Below are 22,062 nucleotides of genomic sequence, written 5' to 3' on the forward strand. Positions count from 1 at the left end.
GCGGCGGCGCGGCGTGGTGGTGCGTCCGCGGCTGGCCGAGCGCCTGAACCGGGCGGAGGAGTCGTCGCCGGCGCTGGTGTCGGTACCTGGCGCGGATCAGGAAGACGACGGTGCTGACGGAGTGGCCGGCCGCCGCCGTCCCCGCTCCGGTCCGGTCGGTCGCGTGGCCCGTCGCTCGACGAGTGGGACAACGATCCGTACACACGGCCCGCCCTCTGGCGCAGGTGGAAGGAGCCCCCATGGCACGCCCACGACCTCTCAGCACCGCGGACGCGGCTTTCCTCTATGCCGAGACGCGGGAGGCACCCCAGCACGTCGGCACCCTGATGCGCCTGCGGCCGCCCGAGGATGCGCCGCCTGAGTACCTGCGCGGCGTCTTCGAGCGGCTCCGAACCGCACCGTCGGTCGCCAACCCGTGGAATGGCAAGCTCGCCACGCCGTGGTTCCAGTACAACCCTCTCCACGCCTGGGTCGAGGACAAGGACTTCGACGTCGACTACCACGTACGCCGCACCGCCGTGCCCGCCCCTGGCGACGAGCGCGAGCTCGGCACCCTCGTCGCCCGGTTGCACGCCAGCCCCCTCGACCTGTCCAAGCCCCTGTGGGAGCTGCACGTCATCGAGGGACTCGAGGACGGCGGCTTCGCGCTGTTCGCCAAGGTGCACCACTCCCTCGTGGACGGCTACACCCTCACGAAGGCCCACGAGCAGGCCTTCACCACCGACCCGGACAGCGCGCAGTCGCGCCTGTTCTACAACGTCCCGCTCAAGACCTCGGCCGCCTTCGACGACCTCGCCGCCTCGTGGGGGAGCCCGGCGGGCCTGCTCCGCTCCGCCGGCCAGGGTGTCCGCGCGCTCGGCCCGCTCACCCGCGCGCTCAGCCGGCTCACATGGAACCGCGGCGCGCTGGTCGGGACCTTCCAGGCACCGCACACCCCGTTCAACCAGCGGATCACCCGCAACCGCCGCTTCGCGACGCAGCAGTACCCGCTGGCGCAACTCAAGCGGCTGGCCAAGACCAGCGGGACCACGCTCAACGACATCGCCTTGGCCGTCTGCGGCGGCGGCATCCGGAGATACCTGCTCGAGCTGGGCGAGCTGCCGGACACCCCCCTGGTCGCCTTCGTCCCGGTGAACATCCGGCCCAAGGACGACCCGGGCGGCGGCAACGCCGTCGGCGCCCTGCTGGCTTCGATGGCGACCGACGTCGCCGACCCCATCGAGCGGCTGCGGGCGGTCAACGCATCCACGACCGAGGCCAAGAACCAGTTCGACGGGATGACCCCGGAGGCCATCACGGCCTACAGCCAGACGCTGATGGCGCCCGTCGGACTGCAGACGCTCAGCGCCGTCACCGGGCTCGGCACGCAGCGACAGCTGTTCAACGTGGTCGTCTCGAACGTACCCGGGCCGCCCGAGCCGCTCTACTTCGCCGGTGCCCGCGTGGAAGCGATGTACCCGGCCTCGATCGTGAGCAACGGTCTTGCCCTGAACATCACGTTGTTCAGCTACGCGGGCCAGATGCACTTCGGGTTCACCGGCTGCCGCGACACCGTCCCCCACCTCCAGAAGCTCGCCGTCTACACCGGCGAGGCCGTGGCCGAGCTCGAGCAGGCGCTCCCCCTGGAGTCCTGACGGGCATCACACGCCTTCGACACGACGGCGCCATCGGGCTCGGAGGCCAGGAGCCGTGGTCCTCTCCCGCACCTGCCGACGCGGCCGATCACTGCTCGAGCGGCAGCGAGCAGGACTACCGTGAACGGTGGGCGGCCCGAGATCCGTGCGCCGCTCCCAGGGGTGCGAACCCGCCCGACAGCTCCCGCACTCTCGCTCATGCGCGACCTGCGGTTTCGCCGCTGTGAACAGCGCTCTCGGGTTCCAGTCCAGAAGATGCCGGGAGAGCCGATACGGGTCCGACCGAGCCGGGCCAGGCGTCCCACCAGCGCGGACGGCTGATCCGGCGCTCGACGCCAGCGAAGCGCAGCGCCCACTCGACGGACGACCCCCGTCCTCCGGTGCTGCCCGCGTGGTCCTCCCGCCGTGCCCCGTGATCGGCACGGTGACCGGGCGGACCTCCGTGCTGGCGGTCCGCGTGCCGGCCTCGTGCGCGGTGCTGCTGGTCATGGTCGCGTCCCCGTGATCACCCTCCACGGTTGCGTCCTCCCGCTGCCGCTGCCGCGGCCACCGCCGCGGCGAGCCCCAGGACGACCCGGACCCGGTGCCAGCGGACCCATGTCCGCAACAGGTCCCGGGTCTCCGCGTCGCTGAGTGACCCGTCGGTGAACCGGTGGTTCGCCGGCTCGTTCACGGTCAGGGTGATCGCGAGGACGCCCCCCGTGGCCACCGCGGCGGCGAGCGAGGAGGGACCCTGCTGGCGGCGACCCACCAGGTGCACCACCGCTGAGGCCGCACTGGACACGCCGGCTCCGGCGCCGAGCGGGACCATCAGCCTCCGGATGCGCTCGGCGTGTGCTGTGAACCACTGGCGGAACTCGGCCGGCGGGGTCGCGCGCCAGAACGGCACGAGCACCACCTGGATGAGGACCATGCCGCCCGCGAGCAGGCCGGCGAGCACCGCCGACACCACCGCGAGCGGCCGCCTCCAGCGGGCGACTCCGCGGATGTGCTGCTGCTCCATGAGGTTGCTCCCTTCGGGGGCGTCGGGCCGGGTGACGGCGATGTCGACTCCAGCGGGGAGGGCTGTCCGAGGTCTGCTGTCGACCTGTCCTCGATGCGAGGTGCTCGGCCGGGGGGCGCTGACGTGCTCAGGTGCTGCGCTGGGTCACGACGTCGTCGAGCGTCGTGGCAGCGGCCTGTCGAACAGCGTCCTCGGCGTCCGGCCCCAGTCGCGCACGGAGTGTCTCGGCCAGCCGCCCGGTCAGTTCGTGCTCCACCGGCGAGTCCGGGATCCCTCGAGCTCGCCGATCGGCCGCGGCCACCTCGAGCAGCAGCAACGCGCCGTGGTCGTCGCCCGCCTCCGCGCGGGCAGCCGCCAGCGCCTCGGCGGCATGACAGAGCGCCCCGCGGTGGTCGATCGCAGCCGCGACCCGCATGGCCTGCTCGGCCAGGTCGGCCGCGGTCGCGGCCGCTCCCCCGGCGAGCCGCGCGCGCGCCAGGAGTGTCAACGCGGCGGCCTCTCCTTCCCGGTAGCCGATCCGCCGACAGGCACTCAGGGCCTCCTCGGCCGCGCGAACGGCCACCGGTGCGTCTCCCGCGCGGAGAGCGTTGCGCGCTCGCTGGGTCAGGGCGAGACCCTCCAGATGGGCGTCCCCGCTCCGTCGAGCAGCGGCCAGGGCGGTCGCGGCCCGGTCGTCCGCGTCGGCGTCATGGCGGTCCAGGGCGGTGCGCGCCCGCAGGATCACCGCGACGTCCCGGCGCCACGTGTCGCTCCCAGCGGCCAGTCGGTCGATCGCTTCGTCGTGCGCGGCCGCCGCTCCGTCCAGGTCGCCGAGTGCCCACAGGGCGACGCCGAGCGTGATGAGCGCGTCCCCGGTCCCGCGGTCGTCGCCGACCGACCGGCTGAGGTCCGCGGCCTCGGCGCACGCGTCGCGCGCCAGGACGAGTCGACCCAGTGGGGCTGCGACCAGACCGACGCCGAGTAGGACGCGGGAGCGGACCCGGGGATCTCCGATCGGGGTCCGCTCGGCGCGGTCGAGCCATGCGCGGGCTTCGGCGAGCTGCCCCTCCAGCGTCCAGAACCACGCCAGTGCCCCGACCAGCCGGGCGCCCAGCTCGGGTGCGTTGCCGTCCAGGCACCACCGCAGGGCCGCCCGGAGATCAGGTCGCACCTCCCGCAGCAGGGTGAGCCAGGGCCGCTGGGCGTCGGTTCGCACCTGCCGGTCGCCGGCCTCCGCCATCGCGGCGTGGTGCTCCGCATGGCGCCGGTGCACGTCGGCCGCGTCGCACCTCCTCGCCAGCATCTCGCCGGCATAGGCGCGGATCGAGTCGAGCAACCGGTAGCGGTCAGGACCGGCGCGCGCGACCAGCGACTGGCGCAGGAGGGAGGCGAGGAGCCGGAAGTGCCCGGCGTCGGTCGATCCGGGCTCGCCACCCGCCACTGCCGCCGCGGCGTCGACGTCGAAGGTCCCGGCGAACACCGCGAGGTCGGAGAGGAGTGTGCGCTCGTCTGCCGTGAGCAGGTCGACGCTGGAGGAGATCGCAGCCCGCAACGTCCGCTGCCGCGCGACCACGTCTCGGGTCTCCGACACCAGCAGGGCGAACCGGTCGTCCAGTCGTTGCAGGATCCGCGCCGGGCTGGCCACGTCGACGTGCGCTGCGGCCAGCTCGATCGCCAGGGGCAGCCCGTCCAGGACCCGGCAGATGGCGGCGACGTCCGCTGCGTTCGCGTCGCTGATCCGGAACTCCGGCTGCACCGCCGCCGCGCGCTGCGCGAACAACTCGACGGACGCCGCTCGGCCGACCTGCTCGGTGGACACGTCGTCGACCAGGGGTGGCAGTGTCAGTGGCGGCACGGGCCAGACGACCTCCCCGGTGACCCCGAGCGGACGACGGCTGGTGGCGAGCTGACGCACCTGCGGGCAGCCGTGGAGCACCGCCGCGGCCAGGGAGGCTGCACCACCCACCACGTGCTCACAGGTGTCGAGGACGAGCACCCCCGGGTGGTCACCGAGGTGTGCGACCACGGCCTGCACCACGTCGCTGCCGGGGGCCGTGGGAGTCCCGGTGGCGGCGGCGACGACGCCCGCGACGGCGGCATCGTCGTGTGCACTGCTGAGATCGGCGAACCACTCGGGACCACGGGCGGGTCCCCGCCCGAGGACCGCCAGGGCCAACCGGGTCTTGCCGGTACCGCCGGGGCCGGTGAGCGTCAACAACCCCGCTTCGTCGAACGCCGCGGACACCGCGGTGATCTCCGCTTCCCGACCGACCAGTGAGGTGACGGCACGGGGCCTGGGGACGGGGTGCCCGGCCGCCTCGCGCGGATCTGGGCCAGCACTCCCCGGGCTCACCACGTGCGCGCGCTCCGGCACGTCGGCCCCGACGAACGGTCTGGCCGCCAGGGCCGGGTCCTGGACGAGGATGCGGTGCTCGAGATCCAGGACGATCGGGCTCGGATCGAGGCCCAGTTCGTCGGCCAGTGTCCGGCGCAGCGCCGCTGCGGCGGCCAGGGCGTCGCCCTGACGCCCGCTCCGGTACAGCGCCACCATCAGGGAACTCGTCAGGTTCTCCCGCAGGGGGTACGTCCGGGCCAGCGCCTGCGCCGCGGGAACGGCCTCCTGATGGCGCCCCAGCTCCAGCAGACAGCTCAGGCGCCGCTCCTGCGCCTGCAGGTGCAGCTCCTCCAACTCGGTGACGTGGGGCGCGGCCCAGGGCAGGTCGGCGGCATCGGCGAGCGGGTCTCCGCGCCACAGGCTCAGCGCCTGGTCGAGCGTGGCGAGGGTCCGGACCGGCTCGTCACCGGCTCCGCGGACGAGTCGGCTGAACCGCGCACAGTCCACGGCCGCTGCCTGCACGTCCAGGACGTAGCCCCCCGACGTCGTGCGCAGCGGGAGCTCCTCCTGCGCTCCGATCGTCCGTCGGAGGTAGGACACCATCCGGTGGACCGCGTTGGCGGCGTCGGCGGGCGGGCAGCCGTTCCACGTGCGATCAGCCAGCAACGACCCCGACACGGGCTCACCGGGATGCAGCAGGAGGTAGGTCAGCAGCACGCGGGGATGACCGCGGCGGACCGCCACGGTCTCCTCGCCGGCCCGTACCCGGAGCGGGCCGAGGACCGAGAAGTCCACGGGCCGCAGCTTAGCCAGCCGGCCCGCCCCACAGGGCCGTCGGAACAGCGCGGCGACCGTCGGGGGACTGCACGGCCTCGTGACGGACCGCGCCAGGTTCGCGACAGCCGCAGGGCAGAGCTCGTCGATGCACTGTCTCCACCGCCCGACGGCGGCCGGCCCCCGACGACGTGGCCGGAGCCGGCCACTGCACGAGGAGACAGCGATGAACGACACGACCGCCGGTCCGACCTCCGGGCCCAGCCCCAAGGTCGCGGTCATCTACTACTCGGCCACCGGGAACGTGCACGCGTTGGCCGAAGCGGTCCGGGAGGGTGCCGAGAAGGCCGGGGGCGAGGTCCGGGTCCGCAAGGTCGCCGAACTGGCGCCGGAGGAGGCGATCCGCAGGAACGAGGCGTGGGCCGCCCACGTCCAGGCGACCCAGGACGTGACGCAGGCGACGAAGGACGACCTGGTCTGGGCCGACGCAGTGATCTTCGGGACCCCGACCCGTTACGGACTGCCGGCGGCCCAGCTGAAGCAGTTCCTCGACACCACCGGGGGCCTGTGGGAGCAGGGACTGCTCGCGGACAAGGTGTACGCCGCGTTCACCAGCAGCGCCACCAGGCACGGAGGCCAGGAGTCGACCCTGCTGGCCCTGTCGAACACCTTCTACCACTGGGGCGGCTACATCGTGCCGCCCGGATACACCGACCCGGTCCAGTTCGAGGCAGGGAATCCCTACGGTGTCGGCCACGTCAGCGACGACGGGGCGACGCCGGTCGGTGACGTCGAGAGCGCGGCCGCCGCCTATCTGGGCCGGCGGGTCGCGACCGTCACCAAGCGGTTGCTCGCGGGAGCTGCAGCAGCCTGACGGACGGCGGCGGGCGGTTCGACCCACGCCCGCCGCCCCGAGGTCACCTCCCTCGTCACGCACACCCGACAGGACCACTGGAGTCGACCGTGAACACCTACGACCCCGCGGACCACGTCCGCTACGTCACCATGGACCGGAGGCTCGACCCCTTCGACCCCATCGCAGCGGCCGGACGAACCGAGCAGCGCCTGCTGAGCGGGTACGCGAACGCGTCACCTGCCACCCGGCTGAGGATCCGGACCGCCGCGCGCGGGCTCGACCTGCCCCGTCGGCCGGTGCCGGCCGCTGCCTGCTGACCGAGCTGAGGCGCACCGGCTCCATCCCGACAGCCTCGGGCGAGCCTCGTCCAGTGGGGCGCAGGCACCTGGCCCAGGGGCGTCACCCCGGGCCGTCACCCCCGGCGTGCTGCGCCAGGACGCCCCGCCGGAGCTGCTCGGGTGACCGAGCAGACCTGGCGCGACGGCGCCGGGAGGACAGGATGGTGACAGGTCCACCGGCTGCACTGGGGGCGTGCGCCCGACAGCACTGCACCCCTCCCCCGGATCTGGAGTCGCCATGCCGTCCTCCGTCGACGTCGCCGCATTCCTGACCACCGCTTCGACGCTGAGGCGGCTCGGCGCGTACGAGATCACCGACGACCCCGGACGCGTGGACGTCGACGTCGTCCACGCGTTCCTGTCCGGCGAGTCGTACTGGCGCAGGGGCGTCAGCAGGGAACGCGTCGCACGGTCGGTGCGGATGTCGCTGCCCCTCTCGGTGCACCTGGCCACGGCGACACCGACCATGGTCGGCTTCACCCGAGTCGTCACCGACACCGCGACACACGCCTGGCTCGACGACCTCTTCGTCCTCCGCGAACACCGCCGCCGCGGGATCGCCGGAGCACTGGTGGAGGCGGCCCTGGCCCATCCCGCCGTCGCCGACGCTTCCCTCCAGTTGCTGCTGACCGCTGATGCACACGCGCTGTACGCACGGCACGGCTTCCAGCCGTTCCCCGAGCCGGGCGCTCTGATGGCACGGCTCCCGAACGCCGCTCGCATCGCCTGACGCAGCGATGGGGCGCCGGTCACTCGTCTCGGGGCCGGGATCCCCCTGGCACCGCGCGCCCGACCAGCGGCGTCCGCCGCTGCGCGGTCAGGTGTCGGGGCCGTACGTAGCGATGAACTCCGCGTACCGGCGCGCCCCGGTGCCCGAGGACACGTCACCGATCCGGAGCACGGTCAGACCGAGGTACCCCCACGTCTCGAAGGCCTCGTCGATGTTGTCCCAGCCCTCGTCGGATCCGACACCGCCGGCGAGCGCGTTCTCGCCCTTGAGCTCGACGCCGGCGCGGAACGCGTAGTCGCCGATCCACTGCACCAGGGTCTGGGCCAGCGAGTACGCCTCCGGACCGGGCTGGTCGTCCATCTCGAGCGCGGTGAAGTGCAGGACCACCTCACGCGGGCCGCCGTCGAACCGGTTGGCCAGTTCGACGATCCGCTGGTAGCCGTGCCCGGTCGCCCACGAGTCCAGGTCGACGCTGGTCTGGATCAGGCCGGTGGTCACCTCGGTGGCCCGCGGGTGGACCGGGTGGGTCATCTGCCAGTGGATACCGGGGACCTTGTAGCCGATGTCGGCCTCGGGGAAGTCCCTGCCCAGCGCACGGATGACCGTCCGCAGCACCCGCTCGCCGTGGTCGACCAGGGAGCCGTTGTACCAGTCCACGAAGTCGCGGCCGTACTGCGTGTCCACGTACGCCCGGCTGGTGAAGAACGCCTCGGCGTCCGCGGGCGGGCCGATCCGGTCCACCGACCCGAGGTCGGTGCCCCAGGCGCGGTCGACCGCCTCCAGTGAGCCGTACCGGTGCAGCATCTCCTGCTGGAAGTCGCGCACGGCCAGCGGGGAGTACGACTGCAGGGCGCCCCGCGTCGGGTAGCCGGTGCCCTCGTCGTGCTGGTTGTAGGAGGGGTACCGGAGCTCCCCGGACGGGCCGAGCGAGACGTTGACCTCCACCACGTCGTCGGCGTACACGTCGCCGTACTGGCGCTCGAACGCCCGGGTGAAGTCCCGGTACTCGTTCATCACCACCTCGTCGGCCCAGCCCTGCACGCTCTCGGGACTGTGGTTGCCCTGCTCGCTCTGGTGCTGGAGCCCGGTCGGGCCGAGTTCGACACCGCGGTACGTCCGGTCGGCGTACTTCGTCCACAACCACGACGGCAGCAGGCTGGTGTAGTCGTCACCGACGTTGCCGCCGGCCTGGTGGAAGGACAGGATCGGCGCGAGCTCGAGCCCCTCGGACGTGATCACGTCGAAGACCCGGTCGTAGTAGCTCCAGTCGAACTGGTTGTCGGCCGCGCCCTCGACGTCGCCCCACCACACGTCGACGCTCACGGCGTCCACGCCGTAGGCGGCCACGGTCTCCAGGTCGGTCTCGAACGCCGCCCAGTCGGTCACCTTCAGCGGTGCCATGACGTTGGCGGTGAACTCCGGGTCGCCCAGCGCCACAGGTCCGGGAGGCACCGGGCCGTCCGCGGGAGCGGCCTGGGCGGTACCGGCTCCGGCGAGGAGCAGACCGAGGACGGCGGACGCGACTGTGACGTGCCTCACACCAGGCATGGTGCCACCTCGCTACGCCATGACCCAGGGACGTGTCAGGTCGGAGTGGGTCTCCGCGGCGTGTCCTACCGGACGCGCGGTCCGATCCGGCTGCCGCTCTCGGCTCCGCAGAGGATCGGCGTGGCACGAGCTCGGAGTTCGTCGGCGTCGGGACCCGGGACCGATGCCGTCGCTCAGGCCGGTCGCTCCAAGGGCCGGCCGGGGTCCGCTCGTGTCCATGCAGCGCCCCACCCCCTCCCTGCTGCCGGGGTGGTGCGAGTGGGATGGACGCTTCGCTGCCCGAGTCCCTCGGGCAGCCCTGCGCGCCCTCGACCCCCGACGTCGGTCACAGGTCCACGGTCGTCCATCCGCTCCGCTCGTGTGACGAACGCGACGGCCCGGCGGGGTGGCCGGCTCGGCCGCGGCGCGAGCGCTGGTGCCCGGTGCGACGAGCCGGTGTCAGTCCGTGCTGCTGGGGAACCTCGGCGGGCGCTTGTCGAGGAACGCCGACACGCCCTCCCGCCCATCGGGACCGGCGGCCCGAGCTCGGATCGACAGGGTCTCGCGGCGCAGCGCCGCCTCCGCAGCAGGTGTGGCCGTTTCGCGCAGCAGACGCTTGGCGGCCACCTGCGCCGTCCGCGAACCCGACCGCAGCACCGCGACCACGTCCTCGACGGCCGCGTCCAGCTCCTCATCCGGATGCACCTGGGCGACCAGCCCCACGGCCCGCGCCTCGTCCGCCGACAGGACGGGGTTGAGCAGCGCCAGGTGCAGCGCCCGGTGCAGTCCGATCGAGGCCGTCAGGAGTGTGCTGCCGCCGTCCGGTGAGAAGCCGATCCTGGTGTAGGCGAGGGTGAACCGCGCGGAAGCAGCCGCGAACACGAGGTCGGCCGCCGCGGCCAGGGGCACCCCGGCGCCCGCTGCGGTGCCTCGCACGACGGAGACCACCACGGCGTCCATCCGGTGCAGGTCGCTGACCACGCGGTGCAGCGACTCGGCCATGTCGTCGACCATCTGCTCGACGTCCTCTGCGGCGGCGAAGGCGGACACGTCCCCTCCGACGCTGAAGGCGCCGCCCGCGGCCGAGAGCACGACGACGTGCACGTCGTCGGCGCGGGCTCGCCGCACGGCGCGGCCCAGTTCCTGGACCATCGACGGGGTGAGGGGATTGCCCCGCTCCGCGTCGGCCAGCCTGATCCGCGCGACGCCGTTCCGCTGTTCGTACTCGACGGTGGTCATGGCGGCTCCTCCGCGGATCCCAGGGGACGGCCTCGCCCCGATGGCGGCGCGTCCACAGTGTCGGGCGCCCGGGTGCTCCGCCGCAGCACCCGGTGGCCGGGGCGCCGTCCGGCCGCCGCCCCGGCCGATGTCCACCTCCGTGCATCGCGGCCGCGCGGTCGGGTCCCTAACGTCGGGGTGCGAGAGCAGGCCCGCAGGAGCAGCCCGGTGCATCCGAGGTGCTCCGGGTGGCCGACGTCCCGTCCCTGCGCCTTCTCCCAGGAGGTCCCGTGTTCGAGTACGACCTGCCCGCCCCGAGTGCCCGGGCCCGCGAACTGCACGACCGCATGCTCACCTTCATGCGGGAGGAGGTCCTCCCCGCCGAGACCGAGTACCTGGCGCACCGCAGGGCGGCGGGCCCGGACGACCACGTCGTCCCGCCGGTCGTGGAGCGGCTGAAGGAGCGGGCCCGGGCGCAGGGCCTGTGGAACCTCTTCCTGCCGGCGGAGTCGGGGCTGACCCAGCTCGAGTACGCCCCGATCGCCGAGCTCTCCGGATGGAGCCTCGACATCGCGCCCGAGGCGATCAACGGCCAGGCCCCCGACACCGGCAACATGGAGCTGCTGCACCTGCTCGGCAACGAGCAGCAGAAGCAGGACTGGCTCGAGCCCCTCCTGGCCGGGGAGATCCGCTCGGCGTTCGCCATGACCGAGCCCGACGTCGCCAGCAGCGACGCCACCAACATCGCCACCCGCATCGAGCGGGACGGCGACGAGTACGTGATCACCGGGCGCAAGTGGTGGACCAGTGGCGCCATGGACCCACGGTGCGCGGTCTTCATCGTGATGGGCAAGACCGACCCGTCGGCCCCGACCCACCGCCAGCAGACCATGGTGCTCGTCCCCCGGGACACCCCCGGCGTGACCGTCGTGCGCGACCACCCGGTGCTGGGTCACCACGACCAGCACGGGCACGCAGAGGTGCGCTTCGACGGGGTGCGGGTGCCGGTGACCAACGTCGTCGGCGAGGAGGGCGGTGGCTTCGCCGCCGCGCAGGCCCGCCTCGGGCCCGGCCGCATCCACCACTGCATGCGTGCGCTCGGCGCAGCAGAGCGCGCCCTCGCCCTGCTCACCCAGCGAGCGAAGGAGCGGGTCGCGTTCGGCGGTCCGCTCGCCGACCAGGGCGTCGTCCAGCAGCAGATCGCGGAGTCGCGGCTGGAGATCGAGCAGGCCCGGCTGCTGTGCCACCGCACCAGCCACGTCATCGACACCCAGGGCAACAAGGCCGCCCGCGACCTGGTCGCCATGGCGAAGGTCGCGGTCCCCCGGGCCGCCACGCAGGTGATCGACCGGGCCATCCAGGTCCACGGCGGCGCCGGCGTCACCGACGTCACGCCGCTGGCGGCCATGTACGCATGGCACCGTGCGATGCGCCTGTTCGACGGCCCGGACGAGGTCCACCTGCGGTCGATCGCCAAGGCCGAGCTCCGCCGTACCCCCGCACTGCCGCCGCGCCCCTGATCGAGGACGGGTCGGCACCACGTCCGCGCGGGCCGCTCGGGTCCGTCAGCTCTCCAGGCGTCCCTTGAGCTCCGCGAGCGCGCCACGGTAGATGCCGGAGATCGCCTCGGCGAGCTGGCCCTCCTCCTCCGGCGAGCCCGCCGCGAAGTCCGAGGCCCACACGACCTCGGCCCCCTCGGCGTGCTCCCGGACCGACAGCCGTGAGCGGTACTCCTCCAGTGCCAGCGGGCCGGTCAGGTACTCGTAGACGTAGGTGCGTGCGGCGTCGTCGTGCTCGACGATCCGCTCGGTGGCGTCGCCACCGCCACCGGCGAAGGTGCCGTGCCGGACGTCGCCCTCCATCCGGGAGCTCTCCAGTGCGGGCACCCAACCGGCGATGGCTCCCGCGTCCCCGGCCACGGCCCAGACGGTGTCCGGGTCGGCGGCGACGACGACGGTCTCGGTGACGTTCACGGCAGCTCCTCGGCGGCTCGGGGATCGGGCGGGTGTTCCACGAGGACCTCGGTGAGCTCCTCGACGATCGTGGGCGGCACGCCGTTGGCGTGGAGGAACGGGCACACCCCGCCGTGGCGCTCGTCGACCGCGTCCAGGAAGCGGCGCATGGCCTCCGCCTCGACCACCCAGGTCGCCGGGGGGTACACGTCGACGGCATCGCCGTAGGAGGCCATGCGACGAAGGCGTTCCATGGCGGGTCCGACGTCGGCTGCGCCGGCCACGTAGTCCGCGACGATGTCGTCACGGCGCACACCGACAGCGGCCAGCACCAGCGCGACGACGACCCCTGTCCGGTCCTTGCCGACGGTGCAGTGGACGAGGGTGGGCACCGTCCCCGGCCGGAGGAGGTCGGGGAGGACACCGACGATCTCCTCGGCGCCGTCGTCGAGGTACCGGAGGTAGGTCTGCACGATGGGGTCGTCGCCCGGCATCGGCGCCACCGCCGAGCCGGCCGCGACGAGAGCCCCCACCCGGACCGGGTGCGGGACGTGCCCGATCCCCAGCGCGTCCAGCGGACCGCGCCCCTCCTGCGCCACCTCGTGCGGCAGCCGGAGGTCGATGGTCGACCGGATGCCGGTGTCCCGGACCAGGCGCCGGGCCGTCGGCAGGTCGAGGAACTGCGGGGTGCCGCTGCGGTACAGCAGGCCCGGCCGGATCCGGCCGCCGTCCACCGTGCGCAGTCCCGCGACCTCCCGGAAGCCCAGCAGCTCCGGACAGGTGGCGGTCACTGCGCCGAGAGGATGGTGACGACGCAGGCGTTGCCGTCCATCCCGGCCGCTCCGCCACCCATCGTCTCGACCAGCCCGACCCGGTGCCGCTGGACCTGCCGCGCTCCCGCGCGCCCGCGCAGCTGCCATGCGATCTCCGCGATCTGGGCCGTGCCGGTCCCGCCGAGGGGGTGTCCCCGGGAGAGCAGTCCGCCGCTGGGGTTCACGGGCTGGGCACCGTCCCGGGTGGTGTGCCCGGACGGCGCCAGCTCGGCCCCCTTGCCGCGGGGCGCCAGGCCGAGGGCCTCGAGGGTGAGGATCTCGCCGATGGTGAAGGCGTCGTGCACCTCGAGGACGTCGATCTCCCCCGGCGTGCGGCCGGCCTGGGCGAACGCGCGCTCCGCGGCGCGGGTGACCGAGGCATGGCCCCACACGTCGTCGCTGCGGTGGTCCCAGAGGGCGCCGGAGACCATGGCGGAGGCCTCGATGCGCAGGTCGTCACGGTTGCCGCGGTCGGCGCCGACGACGGCTGCTCCTGCGCCGTCACTCGTCGGGCAGCACTGCAGGAAGGTCAGCGGCTCGGCGATCATGCGCGAGGCCAGGACCTCCTCGACGGTCGGTGCGCTGTTCCGCAGCTGGGCGCGGGGGTTGTCCAGTCCGTTGCGCTTGTTCTTGACCGCCACGGCGGCCAGCTGCTCGGGCGTCACGCCGAACTCGTCCACGTACCGCGCCGCCTGCAGGGCGTAGAGCCCGGGGAGCGGCAGCGACGACGCCCCCTCCGGGTCGGTGGCCTCGGGCACGATCGCGCCGGAGAACAGCGTCGACATCTGGTCGACGCCCAGCACCAGGACGCATCCGAACCGGCCGAGCCGGACCGCCTCGACCGCCTCGTGGTACGCGCTGGTGCTGCTGGCGCAGGCGTTCTCGATGGTCCACATCGGGACACCGGGGATCCCCATCCCGCGCTGGACCCGGGTCGCGACACCGGGCGGTCCGAACACCGAGCCGACGACGATGGCGTCGACGTCACGCGGTGAGATGCCGGCGTCCCGGATCGCCTCGGCGGCCGCCTCCCACACGAGGGACTCGACGCGGCGCTCGGGGAAGAGCCCGTAGTCGGAGGTCCCGACGCCCCACAGCATCGGCTGGTTCACGACTGCTCCTCCCGTGCGGCGACGAGGTCGCCGCGGTCGGTCCCCGTGATGCGCGCACGCGTACCGCTGCGCAGCACCTCGGGTTCGGCGAGGTGGACCAGGACGCGCGGGCCGTCGTCGAGGTCGAGGTAGGCCAGCCCGAAGGGCGGTCGCCGTTCCCCCACCCGGATCGCGACCACCGTCGAGGACCAGACGGTGCCGGCCGCGGGGAAACGCTCGGCCTCCACCGCGGCGTAGCAGACCGGGCACCACGGGATCCCCCGCTGGGCCGCCGGGTACCGGCAGGCGGTGCAACGGACGCCGAGGACCGCCCCCTCGTCGAACACCGGCCGCGGGTCGGCCACCTCGAGCCCGCCGACGGCCGCGCCGGGGCGCCGCTTCGTCGGTCGTCCGACGCCGAGTCCGCTGCCGCCGAACGCCGCCTCGCTCGTGCCGGGCGTGCCGCCCGACATCAGTGGTCCCCCTCCAGGGTCAGGGAGAAGCCGGGTCCGTCGACGTGCAGGTGGGCTCCGACCGACGTCTCCACCAGCTCGCGGATGAACCGCATCTCCCGCGTCGTCGGGGCGAAGTCCCGCTCGCGCCGAGGGGTGGCGCGCATGACGTCGATGTCGTTCTCGGGGACCAGCAGGCGCAGGATCAGCTCGTCGTCGGAGATGCCCTCCCCGAAGCGCTGCCGCAGTTCGTGCAGGCTCGGCTGGGGCGGCTGCCAGTCGGTGTAGCTCTTGGCCTTGGGCGAGCTCATGATCGTGTCGAGGACGTCCTGGTCGAGCGGGACGACGGGGCGGCCGTAGAAGCCGTGCGCGTAGATCAGCACCTCGTCGGGGACCACCGAGTAGCGCTGTCCGGTCACGATGTTCAGCACCGCCTGGGTACCGACGAGCTGGGAGAACGGCGTGGCCATGACCGGGTGGCCGAGCTCCTGTCGGACGCGGGACATCTCGTCGAGGACCTCCTCGAAGCGTTCCTCCATGCCCCGCGCCCTCAGCTGGTCCTTGAAGGTGCCGGCCATGCCGCCGGGGAGCTGGTGGCGGTACTGGAACAGGGAGTACTCGGCGGGCTGACCGACCGGCAGTGCCTCGTACTCGGCGACGCGCATCAGGTGCTCGGCGACGGGCGCGAACCGGGACTCGTCCAGGTCGACGTCGAAGCCGGCGTAGCGCAGGTTCGCGACGGTGTTCTCCGTCGACGGCAGGGAGACGCCCGCTGCGAGTGGACGGCTGGCCGTGTGGACGACGTCGGCGCCGGCCAGCACGCCCTCGAGGTAGTTGACCGGGGCGAGGGCGTTGTTGCTGTGGAAGTGGATCTCGACGGGCAGGTCGCCGGCCGCGGCCTTGATCGCCGTCACCAGGCTGCGGGTCCGCTCGGGCGTCAGCAGTCCGGCGGCGTCCTCCAGCTCGATGCCGTCCGCGCCGAGCGCGACCAGCTCCCGCGTGCGCTCCGCGTAGTACTCGTCGGTGTGGTGGGGGCTGTCGGCGAAGAGGATGCACGGCACCGCCGCGGCTCCCTCTGCCTGGACGGTCTTGACCAGCCGGCCGATCTTGTCGGTGTTGAACAGGCCGTCGTAGATCCAGAAGCTGCCGATGCCGTGGGCGCAGAGGCGCTGCACCCACAGGTCCATGACGCTGTCGGCGGTCAGTCCGAAGGTCACGATGCCGTTGCTGCGGGTACCGGCGCGGACGGTCGTCCGCGGCATGGCCCTCGACAGGGAGACCAGCTGGTCCCAGGGGTCCTCCTGGCAGTGCCGCACGAGGACCTCGAAGATCGAGCTGCCGACCAGGTCGATGGTGTGGAAGCCGGTCCGGTCGAGCTCGCCGGCGATGGGCAGGCCCATGTCCCTGCGCAGTTTCATGCCCCACCAGCTCTGCGGGCCGTCCCGCAGGGTCTGGTCGATGACCTCGATCCTCCTGCGGCGCCCGTCGGCGGTCCTCGGGGCGGCGTCGAGGTAGCTCATCGGTTCTCCTCCAGGTGGTCGGGCAGGCCGCGCGCGGCGATCCACTCGGTGGTGACGCGTCCGGCCCGGAAGTCGGGGTGGTCCAGCGCGGTCCGTGCGAAGTCACGGGTGGTCGGCACGCCGGCGACCTGCAGCCGGCCGAGCGCGGCGACCAGGCGGTCGGCGGCGGTGTCGCGGTCCGGGCCGTGGGCGACGACCTTGGCCAGCAGCGAGTCGTAGTAGGGGGTGACGACGTGACCGGGTTCGCAGTGGCTGTCGACGCGGATGCCCTCGCCCTGCGGTGGCACCCAGGTCGTGACCGTGCCGGGATGTGGCGTGAAGCCGCGGGCCGGGTCCTCGGTGGTGATCCGGACCTCGATGGCGTGCCCGTCGACCCGGACGTCGTCCTGGGTGAGGCGGAGTGGCTCTCCTGCGGCGGAGCGGATCTGCTCGGCCACGAGGTCGACGCCGGTGACCATCTCGCTCACCGGGTGCTCCACCTGGATGCGGGCGTTGAACTCGAGGAACGCGTACCGGCAGGTGTCGGCGTCGTAGATGAACTCGGCCGTGCCGGCGCTGTCGAGGCGCAGGGCCTCGGCGAACGCGACGCCGCTGCGGCGGATCGCCTGCCGGACCTCCTCGGGGATGTTCGGCGCCGGGGACTCCTCGACCACCTTCTGGTGGCGGCGCTGCAGGGTGCAGTCCCGCTCGCCCAGGTGGATCACCGACCCGTGCTTGTCGCCGAGCACCTGCACCTCGATGTGCCGGGCGTTGCGGATGAACCGTTCGACGTAGAGGCGCCCGTCACCGAAGGCCGCCTGTGCCTCGCCGGCCGCCGCAGGCCAGCGGGACCGCAGCTCGTCCTCGCTCTCCACCACGGACATCCCGCGGCCACCGCCGCCGGCCGCGGCCTTGACCAGCACGGGGTAGCCCAGGGCGGCGGCGGCCTCCACCGCCTCCTGCGCCGTGGCCAGCACGGGTGATCCGGACAGGACGGGGATGCCGGCGGTCCTCGCCAGCTCGCGGGCCCGGGCCTTGTCCCCGGCCTGCGCGACCGCCTCCGGGCGGGGCCCGATGAAGGTCAGGCCCTCGGCGACGCAGGCCGCCGCGAAGTCCGGGTTCTCGGACAGGAACCCGTATCCGGGGTGGACGGCGTCGCAGCCGGTTCCCAGCGCGGCGCTGAGCACCGACGGGATCGCCAGGTAGCTCTCCGAGGCGGGCGCGGGTCCGATGCAGACGGCCCGGTCCGCCAGCCGCGCGGCGAGCCCACCGCGGTCGACCGTCGACACCACGACGACGGTCTCGATCCCGAGCGCCCGGCACGCCCGCACCACGCGGACGGCGATCTCCCCGCGGTTGGCGACCAGGACCCGGCGGATCGGCGTGCCGACGGGCGCGTGCTCGGCGACGGACGCGGGGCTAGCCATCACTGGGCCGGATCCAGAACAGCACCTGCTCGTACTCGACCATCGCGGCGTTCTCGGCGCACACCTGGACGACCTCGCCCGCGGTCGCCGCGACGACCGGGTTCATCAGCTTCATGACCTCGACGATCGCCAGCTGCTGGTCGGCCGCGACGGTGTCCCCGACCCGGACGAAGGGCGGCTGGCCGGGACTGGGCGCCGTCCAGAAGGCGCCGACGGCCGGCGACCGGACGGCGACGCAGCCGGTCGTGTCGACGGCGGACGCGGCAGCCCCCTGGGCGGGTCCGGCCGCGACCGCCGGGACCGGCGCCTGCGGTGCGGACGGGGGCGCCACGGGGGCGAGCGGCGCCGCGGACGGTGCGGTGGCTCCCACGGCCGTCGTCCCGGCCGGTGCCAGCGCGACGCCGGCCGGCGGGCCGTCCTTGCCGACGGTGATCCGCAGGCCCTGGACCTCCAGGGTCATCGCCTTCCACCCGGAGCGCGAGAAGGTCCGGAGGACCTCCTGCACCTCCCGCAGGGTGACGCCCTGCGGGACGTCGGTTCCGGCCGGGCTGTCGGTCGTGCTCATCGGGTGCCTCCCTGGTGCGCGGCCGCCGTGAGCAGGACCGGCAGGCGGTGTGCCGCGACGACGACCTCGACCCCGGCGTCGAGCGCCGCCCGGACGCCGTCGGGCGTGGTGAACAGGGCGCCGCGGACGGTGCGCGTCCCCGGGGGGATGGGCGGCACCTGCTCGCCCAGCTGATCCGCGGGGATCGCGTCGGCGTCGAGCACCGGTCCGGGGACGTCCTCGCCGGGAGCGGCCACACGCACCGTGGCGACGCCCTCGGCCCACGCGGTGAGCCGGCGAAGGTCCTCGTCGGAGCTCTCGTCGACAGCGGAGCTCTCGACCTCCCCCGCGTAGACCCGGCCGCTCGTCGCGTCGACGGTCACGGTGCGCCCGAGGAGGGCCTCGATCGTGCCGGGTCCGCACCCCACGACGCAGGGGGTGTCGAGGGCCCGGCTGACGACCGCGGCATGACAGGTGGCGCCGCCCTGCTCGGTCACCACCGCGCCGGCGGCGATCATGCCGTGCACGTCGTCGGGACTGGTGGACCGGCGCACGAGGACCGAGCCCGGCTGCTCCTGGGCCTCCTCGGGCGTCCCGACGGCCACGCCGATGGCCACCCCGGGGCTCGCCGGCGCGCCGGATGCCACCAGCTCGGCCGCAGCCGCTGCGGAGGGTGTGATCTCCGGCCGCAGCAGGGTCCGCACCTGCTCGGCGGTGACCCGCCGGACCGCCTCGGCCGGCTCGATCAGCCCCTCGTCCACCAGCTCGACCGCGATGCGGACGGCGGCGCGGGCAGTGCGCTTGGCCGGGCGGGACTGCAGGAGGAACAGCTGTCCCTGCTGCACGGTGAACTCGATGTCCTGCGCGTCACGCCCCTCCCGGTCGAGGCGCTCGGCCGCGGTGACCAGTTCGGCGTGCACCGTGGGCTGCGATGCCGCGAGGGAGCGCAGCGGCTGGGGCGTCACCCGCCCGGACACCACGTCCTCCCCCTGCCCGCACGGCAGGTACTCGCCATAGGGCTCACGGACCCCGTCGACCGGGTTGCGGGTGAACAGCACCCCGGTGCCGGACCGGTCGTCGAGGTTCCCGAACACCATGGCCTGGACGGTCACCGCGGTGCCGAGGTCGTCGGGGATGCCGTAGTGCCGCCGGTAGGAGACCGCGCGGCGGGAGCGGCTGGAGGCGAAGACCGCCTCCACGGCGGTCCTCAGTTGCTCCCACGGGTCGGTGGGGACGGTGCCGGCGCCGTCGTCGGCGAGGGCGGTACGGACGGCCGTCGTGTCGGGGAGGTCCTCGAGGTCCTCGGTGCACCCGAGGACGAGCCGGCCGTAGAAGGCGGTGAACCGCCGGTGCACCTCGGCGGCGAAGTCCGCATCCCCCGTCTCGGCGGCCAGCGCCGCCTCGACCGCGTCGTTGCAGCCCAGGTCGAGGATCGTGTCCATCATCCCCGGCATGCTCACCGCGGCGCCGGAGCGCACCGAGACCAGCAGCGGCCGGTCACACCCGCCGAAGGTCCGACCGAGCTGCCGCTCGAGGAAGCGGATCCCCGCCTCGAGCTCGGCAGCCAGTCCCTCGGGCAGGCGACCGTCGGCCGCCCACGCGGCGCACGCCTCGGTGGTCACGACGAACGCCGGCGGCACGCGCAGGCCGAGTGACCGCATGCGCCACAGGCTCCAGGCCTTGCCGCCGACCAGGTCCCTGCTCGGCTCGGCGGCCGCGTCGTCGAGCACGACCAGCCAGCGGTGTCCGGTGCCGTCCGGGCGGGTCGCGGTCGGCGCGGTCACTCGGGACGCTCCCGCCCGGTCAGGCGCAGCAGGTGCTCGTGCATCTGGAACCAGACCGTGTGCACCGAGTCGACCCGGACCCCGCTGACGTAGTCGGTCTCGCCGCCCTCGGCCCGGGTCAGGGCCGTGTCGATGCGCTCCAGGAACCGGTCGACCAGGGGGTCGGCGTCGGCGATCGGGCGGAGCACCTTCGCGGTCTTGTCCACGACGCGGCCGAGCTTGGCGACGACGGCGGCGTCGTAGTCGGCGTCGTCGTGGTCGTTGGGGACCCGGTCCCGGCCGACCTCCTTGGTCTGCCAGTCGGTGGTGAGGGTCAGGACCTGCTTGTTGACGCCCGACTCGAAGGCCTCCATGGCCTCCGACACCGCCGAGGACGACCGCAGGTCGGCGAAGGCCTGCGGATAGACGTCCGCGAGGAGCTGACGACCCGCCGGGGTGATCATGTGGTTGCCCTTGGCGGCCCGGACGGCACCCTCGGCGGCGGCCTTCTCCAGGTTCTCCTCGACCTCGGGGAGGGACTGTCCGTTGACCTCCGCGAGCTGCTCGGCCGAGGCGAGCTGGCGCAGGGTCAGGGTGTGCACGGTGAGCTGGTACGGGTCGAGCATCAGACGTCCTTCCCGGCGAGCATGCGGTCCCGCACCTCGCGACGTAGCGACTTGCCGACCGGGCTGGTGGGCAGGTCGGGCCAGATCTCGACGGCACGGGGCCGCTTGAAGCCGGCCAGGCGACCGGCGCAGAAGTCCTGGATGTCCGTGGGATCGGCGTCCTGGCGGGTGACGACCGCGGCGGCGACCCGCTCGCCCCAGGTCTCGTCGGGGATGCCGACGACGGCGGCCTGCACGACCGCGGGATGGCTGAGGAGCGCGTCCTCGACCTCGCGGGGGTAGACGTTGAACCCGCCGCTGATGATCACGTCGTGCCGGCGGTCGAGCAGGTGCAGGTAGCCCTCGTCGTCCCAGCGGCCGATGTCGCCGGTGTGCAGCCAGCCGTCGGGCTCGATCGTCTCCGCGGTGGCCTCCGGCCGGCGCCAGTACCGGCTCATCGTGTGCGGCCCGCGGGTGAGCACCTCCCCGACCCCGCCGGGGCCAAGCGGGCGTCCCTCCGCGTCGCGCACCTCGACCTCGACGAAGGTGTACGGCTTGCCCGCCGACGTCAGGCGCTCGGGCGTGTGCTCCCACGGCTGCAGGCAGGTGATCGCCAGGGGCGCCTCTGCCTGCCCGTAGAGCTGGGTGAACACCGGCCCGAGGACGTCGATGCCGCGCTGGAGGACGGTGGTCGCGATCGGCGCGCCGCCGTAGCAGAGGCGCTCCAGGGCCAGGTCCGCGTCCGCGGTCGCCGGGTCCTCCAGCAACAGGGCGATCATGGTCGGCACCATGAAGGTCGTCGTGGCGCGGTGCTTCCCGGCGGCCCCCAGGAACGCCTGCGGCGAGAACTTCGGGACGATGACGTTGGCGGCGCCCTTGACCAGGTGCGGCAGGAAGAACGCGCCGCTGCCGTGGGTGATCGGTGCGGCGTGCAGCATCACCGAGTCCGGCCGGAGGTCCGGCAGCAGGTCGACCAGGAAGTTGGCGACCTCGGCCAGCTCGCTGCGGGTGGTCAGCACGACGGCCTTGGGCCTGCCGGTGGTCCCGCCGGTGTAGGCGAGCCGGAAGGGGGCGTCGGGATCGCGGCGGACGTCGCAGGGTGCGGACGACGCCTCCGCGATCAGGCCGGGGAGCTCGTCGGCGGAGAAGACGAACTCCGTGTCGGCAGGCGGCTCGCCGGCGAGCACCAGCGCCCGGGCCTGCGAGTCCTCGATCTTGTAGGCGTGCTCGTGGGCGGTCTCCCGGGCGTTGAGCGGCACCCGGACCAGGCCGGCCTTGGCGAGGGCGTAGTAGGCGACGACGCCGTCGATGCCGTTGGGCATCAGCACCGCGACGCGGTCGCCGGGCTCGAGCCCCCTGGCCAGCAGCGCGGTGCCCAGACGGTCGGTGAGCTCGTCGAACTCCGCGAAGCTCACCACCCGCGTCCCGTCGACGAGCGCGGGAGCGGCGCCGTACTGCCGTCCGGCCCGCCGGATCAGGTCAGCGATCTGCACGTGGACGTCCTCCTGGAGGAACCGAGGGGT

The 22,062-nt window shown here is 73.4% G+C and carries 19 protein-coding genes; 5 read left to right on the top strand and 14 right to left on the bottom strand.

Going from position 1 to position 22,062, the window contains the following annotated elements; translation table 11 throughout:
* Window positions 1–239 precede the first annotated feature (239 nt).
* Window positions 240–1,634 carry a WS/DGAT/MGAT family O-acyltransferase gene (locus HLV61_RS04065; protein ID WP_369253109.1) on the top strand — a complete coding sequence of 465 codons (1,395 nt, stop codon included), beginning with the start codon at window positions 240–242 and terminating at the stop codon, window positions 1,632–1,634.
* A 505-nt stretch (window positions 1,635–2,139) separates the two neighbouring features.
* Here the strand turns inward: HLV61_RS04065 and HLV61_RS04070 are convergent.
* Both HLV61_RS04070 and HLV61_RS04075 read right to left on the bottom strand, forming a co-directional pair.
* Complete coding sequence (locus HLV61_RS04070; protein ID WP_369253110.1) at window positions 2,140–2,637, bottom strand: anthrone oxygenase family protein; 498 nt, start codon at window positions 2,635–2,637, stop codon at window positions 2,140–2,142.
* 127 nt (window positions 2,638–2,764) lie between these two features.
* Entirely contained in the window at window positions 2,765–5,746 is a 2,982-nt protein-coding gene (locus HLV61_RS04075; RefSeq protein WP_369253111.1) for a BTAD domain-containing putative transcriptional regulator, read from the bottom strand.
* Between the two features lie 205 nt (window positions 5,747–5,951).
* Between HLV61_RS04075 and wrbA the strand changes: the two genes are divergently transcribed.
* From wrbA to HLV61_RS04090, 3 genes are all read left to right on the top strand, one after another.
* Window positions 5,952–6,599, top strand: coding sequence for an NAD(P)H:quinone oxidoreductase (wrbA, locus tag HLV61_RS04080; protein ID WP_369253112.1), 648 nt, complete (start codon window positions 5,952–5,954; stop codon window positions 6,597–6,599).
* Window positions 6,600–6,688: 89 nt separating this feature from the next.
* On the top strand, window positions 6,689–6,898 hold the full coding sequence (locus tag HLV61_RS04085; RefSeq protein WP_369253113.1) for a hypothetical protein: 210 nt from the start codon (window positions 6,689–6,691) through the stop codon (window positions 6,896–6,898).
* Window positions 6,899–7,157: 259 nt separating this feature from the next.
* On the top strand, window positions 7,158–7,649 hold the full coding sequence (locus HLV61_RS04090; protein WP_369253114.1) for a GNAT family N-acetyltransferase: 492 nt from the start codon (window positions 7,158–7,160) through the stop codon (window positions 7,647–7,649).
* A gap of 87 nt (window positions 7,650–7,736) precedes the next feature.
* Here the strand turns inward: HLV61_RS04090 and HLV61_RS04095 are convergent, their stop codons facing one another.
* Window positions 7,737–9,188, bottom strand: coding sequence for a family 14 glycosylhydrolase (locus HLV61_RS04095; protein ID WP_369253115.1), 1,452 nt, complete (start codon window positions 9,186–9,188; stop codon window positions 7,737–7,739).
* Window positions 9,189–9,635: 447 nt separating this feature from the next.
* Window positions 9,636–10,415, bottom strand: coding sequence for an enoyl-CoA hydratase-related protein (locus tag HLV61_RS04100; RefSeq protein ID WP_369253116.1), 780 nt, complete (start codon window positions 10,413–10,415; stop codon window positions 9,636–9,638).
* A gap of 269 nt (window positions 10,416–10,684) precedes the next feature.
* On the opposite strand from HLV61_RS04100, the gene HLV61_RS04105 reads away from it, so the two are divergent.
* Window positions 10,685–11,914 (top strand): acyl-CoA dehydrogenase family protein, encoded by a 1,230-nt coding sequence (locus tag HLV61_RS04105; RefSeq protein ID WP_369253117.1) that lies wholly within the window; start codon window positions 10,685–10,687, stop codon window positions 11,912–11,914.
* 45 nt (window positions 11,915–11,959) lie between these two features.
* On the opposite strand, the gene HLV61_RS04110 is transcribed toward HLV61_RS04105, so the two are convergent.
* From HLV61_RS04110 to HLV61_RS04155, 10 genes are read right to left on the bottom strand one after another with little or no spacing between them, the layout of a single operon-like run.
* Window positions 11,960–12,367 carry an SRPBCC family protein gene (locus tag HLV61_RS04110; RefSeq protein WP_369253118.1) on the bottom strand — a complete coding sequence of 136 codons (408 nt, stop codon included), beginning with the start codon at window positions 12,365–12,367 and terminating at the stop codon, window positions 11,960–11,962.
* Window positions 12,364–13,137, bottom strand: coding sequence for a tyrosine-protein phosphatase (locus HLV61_RS04115; protein ID WP_369253119.1), 774 nt, complete (start codon window positions 13,135–13,137; stop codon window positions 12,364–12,366). The genes HLV61_RS04110 and HLV61_RS04115 overlap by 4 nt, the downstream gene beginning before the upstream one ends.
* A complete protein-coding gene (locus tag HLV61_RS04120; protein WP_369253120.1) occupies window positions 13,134–14,270 on the bottom strand; it encodes a thiolase family protein in 1,137 nt (378 codons plus the stop codon). Before HLV61_RS04120 ends, HLV61_RS04115 begins: the two co-directional genes overlap by 4 nt.
* Window positions 14,267–14,722, bottom strand: coding sequence for a Zn-ribbon domain-containing OB-fold protein (locus tag HLV61_RS04125; RefSeq protein WP_369253121.1), 456 nt, complete (start codon window positions 14,720–14,722; stop codon window positions 14,267–14,269). Before HLV61_RS04125 ends, HLV61_RS04120 begins: the two co-directional genes overlap by 4 nt.
* Window positions 14,722–16,221 (bottom strand): hypothetical protein, encoded by a 1,500-nt coding sequence (locus HLV61_RS04130; RefSeq protein WP_369253122.1) that lies wholly within the window; start codon window positions 16,219–16,221, stop codon window positions 14,722–14,724. The genes HLV61_RS04125 and HLV61_RS04130 overlap by 1 nt, the downstream gene beginning before the upstream one ends.
* Entirely contained in the window at window positions 16,218–17,627 is a 1,410-nt protein-coding gene (locus tag HLV61_RS04135; RefSeq protein WP_369253123.1) for an acetyl-CoA carboxylase biotin carboxylase subunit, read from the bottom strand. The genes HLV61_RS04130 and HLV61_RS04135 overlap by 4 nt, the downstream gene beginning before the upstream one ends.
* Window positions 17,620–18,192: an acetyl-CoA carboxylase biotin carboxyl carrier protein subunit gene (locus HLV61_RS04140; protein WP_369253124.1), complete on the bottom strand. Its 573-nt coding sequence runs from the start codon at window positions 18,190–18,192 to the stop codon at window positions 17,620–17,622. Before HLV61_RS04140 ends, HLV61_RS04135 begins: the two co-directional genes overlap by 8 nt.
* On the bottom strand, window positions 18,189–19,955 hold the full coding sequence (locus HLV61_RS04145) for a pyruvate, phosphate dikinase (RefSeq protein WP_369253125.1): 1,767 nt from the start codon (window positions 19,953–19,955) through the stop codon (window positions 18,189–18,191). The genes HLV61_RS04140 and HLV61_RS04145 overlap by 4 nt, the downstream gene beginning before the upstream one ends.
* Window positions 19,952–20,560, bottom strand: a complete 609-nt coding sequence (locus tag HLV61_RS04150) for a hypothetical protein (protein ID WP_369253126.1) — start codon at window positions 20,558–20,560, stop codon at window positions 19,952–19,954. The genes HLV61_RS04145 and HLV61_RS04150 overlap by 4 nt, the downstream gene beginning before the upstream one ends.
* Window positions 20,560–22,032, bottom strand: coding sequence for a class I adenylate-forming enzyme family protein (locus HLV61_RS04155; protein WP_369253127.1), 1,473 nt, complete (start codon window positions 22,030–22,032; stop codon window positions 20,560–20,562). The genes HLV61_RS04150 and HLV61_RS04155 overlap by 1 nt, the downstream gene beginning before the upstream one ends.
* Between the last annotated feature and the right edge of the window lie 30 nt (window positions 22,033–22,062).

Origin of the sequence: Geodermatophilus amargosae (assembly GCF_041028265.1) — a bacterium.
In the GTDB taxonomy this organism is placed as follows: domain Bacteria; phylum Actinomycetota; class Actinomycetes; order Mycobacteriales; family Geodermatophilaceae; genus Geodermatophilus; species Geodermatophilus amargosae_A.

Bases quoted from the DNA above. Each gene is read 5' to 3' on its own strand.
- HLV61_RS04100 (WP_369253116.1), bottom strand. From the start codon at position 10,415: ATGACCACCGTCGAGTACGAACAGCGGAACGGCGTCGCGCGGATCAGG.
- HLV61_RS04125 (WP_369253121.1), bottom strand. From the start codon at position 14,722: ATGTCGGGCGGCACGCCCGGCACGAGCGAGGCGGCGTTCGGCGGCAGC.
- HLV61_RS04065 (WP_369253109.1), top strand. From the start codon at position 240: ATGGCACGCCCACGACCTCTCAGCACCGCGGACGCGGCTTTCCTCTAT.
- HLV61_RS04070 (WP_369253110.1), bottom strand. From the start codon at position 2,637: ATGGAGCAGCAGCACATCCGCGGAGTCGCCCGCTGGAGGCGGCCGCTC.
- HLV61_RS04140 (WP_369253124.1), bottom strand. From the start codon at position 18,192: ATGAGCACGACCGACAGCCCGGCCGGAACCGACGTCCCGCAGGGCGTC.
- HLV61_RS04135 (WP_369253123.1), bottom strand. From the start codon at position 17,627: ATGGCTAGCCCCGCGTCCGTCGCCGAGCACGCGCCCGTCGGCACGCCG.
- HLV61_RS04130 (WP_369253122.1), bottom strand. From the start codon at position 16,221: ATGAGCTACCTCGACGCCGCCCCGAGGACCGCCGACGGGCGCCGCAGG.
- wrbA (WP_369253112.1), top strand. From the start codon at position 5,952: ATGAACGACACGACCGCCGGTCCGACCTCCGGGCCCAGCCCCAAGGTC.
- HLV61_RS04090 (WP_369253114.1), top strand. From the start codon at position 7,158: ATGCCGTCCTCCGTCGACGTCGCCGCATTCCTGACCACCGCTTCGACG.
- HLV61_RS04150 (WP_369253126.1), bottom strand. From the start codon at position 20,560: ATGCTCGACCCGTACCAGCTCACCGTGCACACCCTGACCCTGCGCCAG.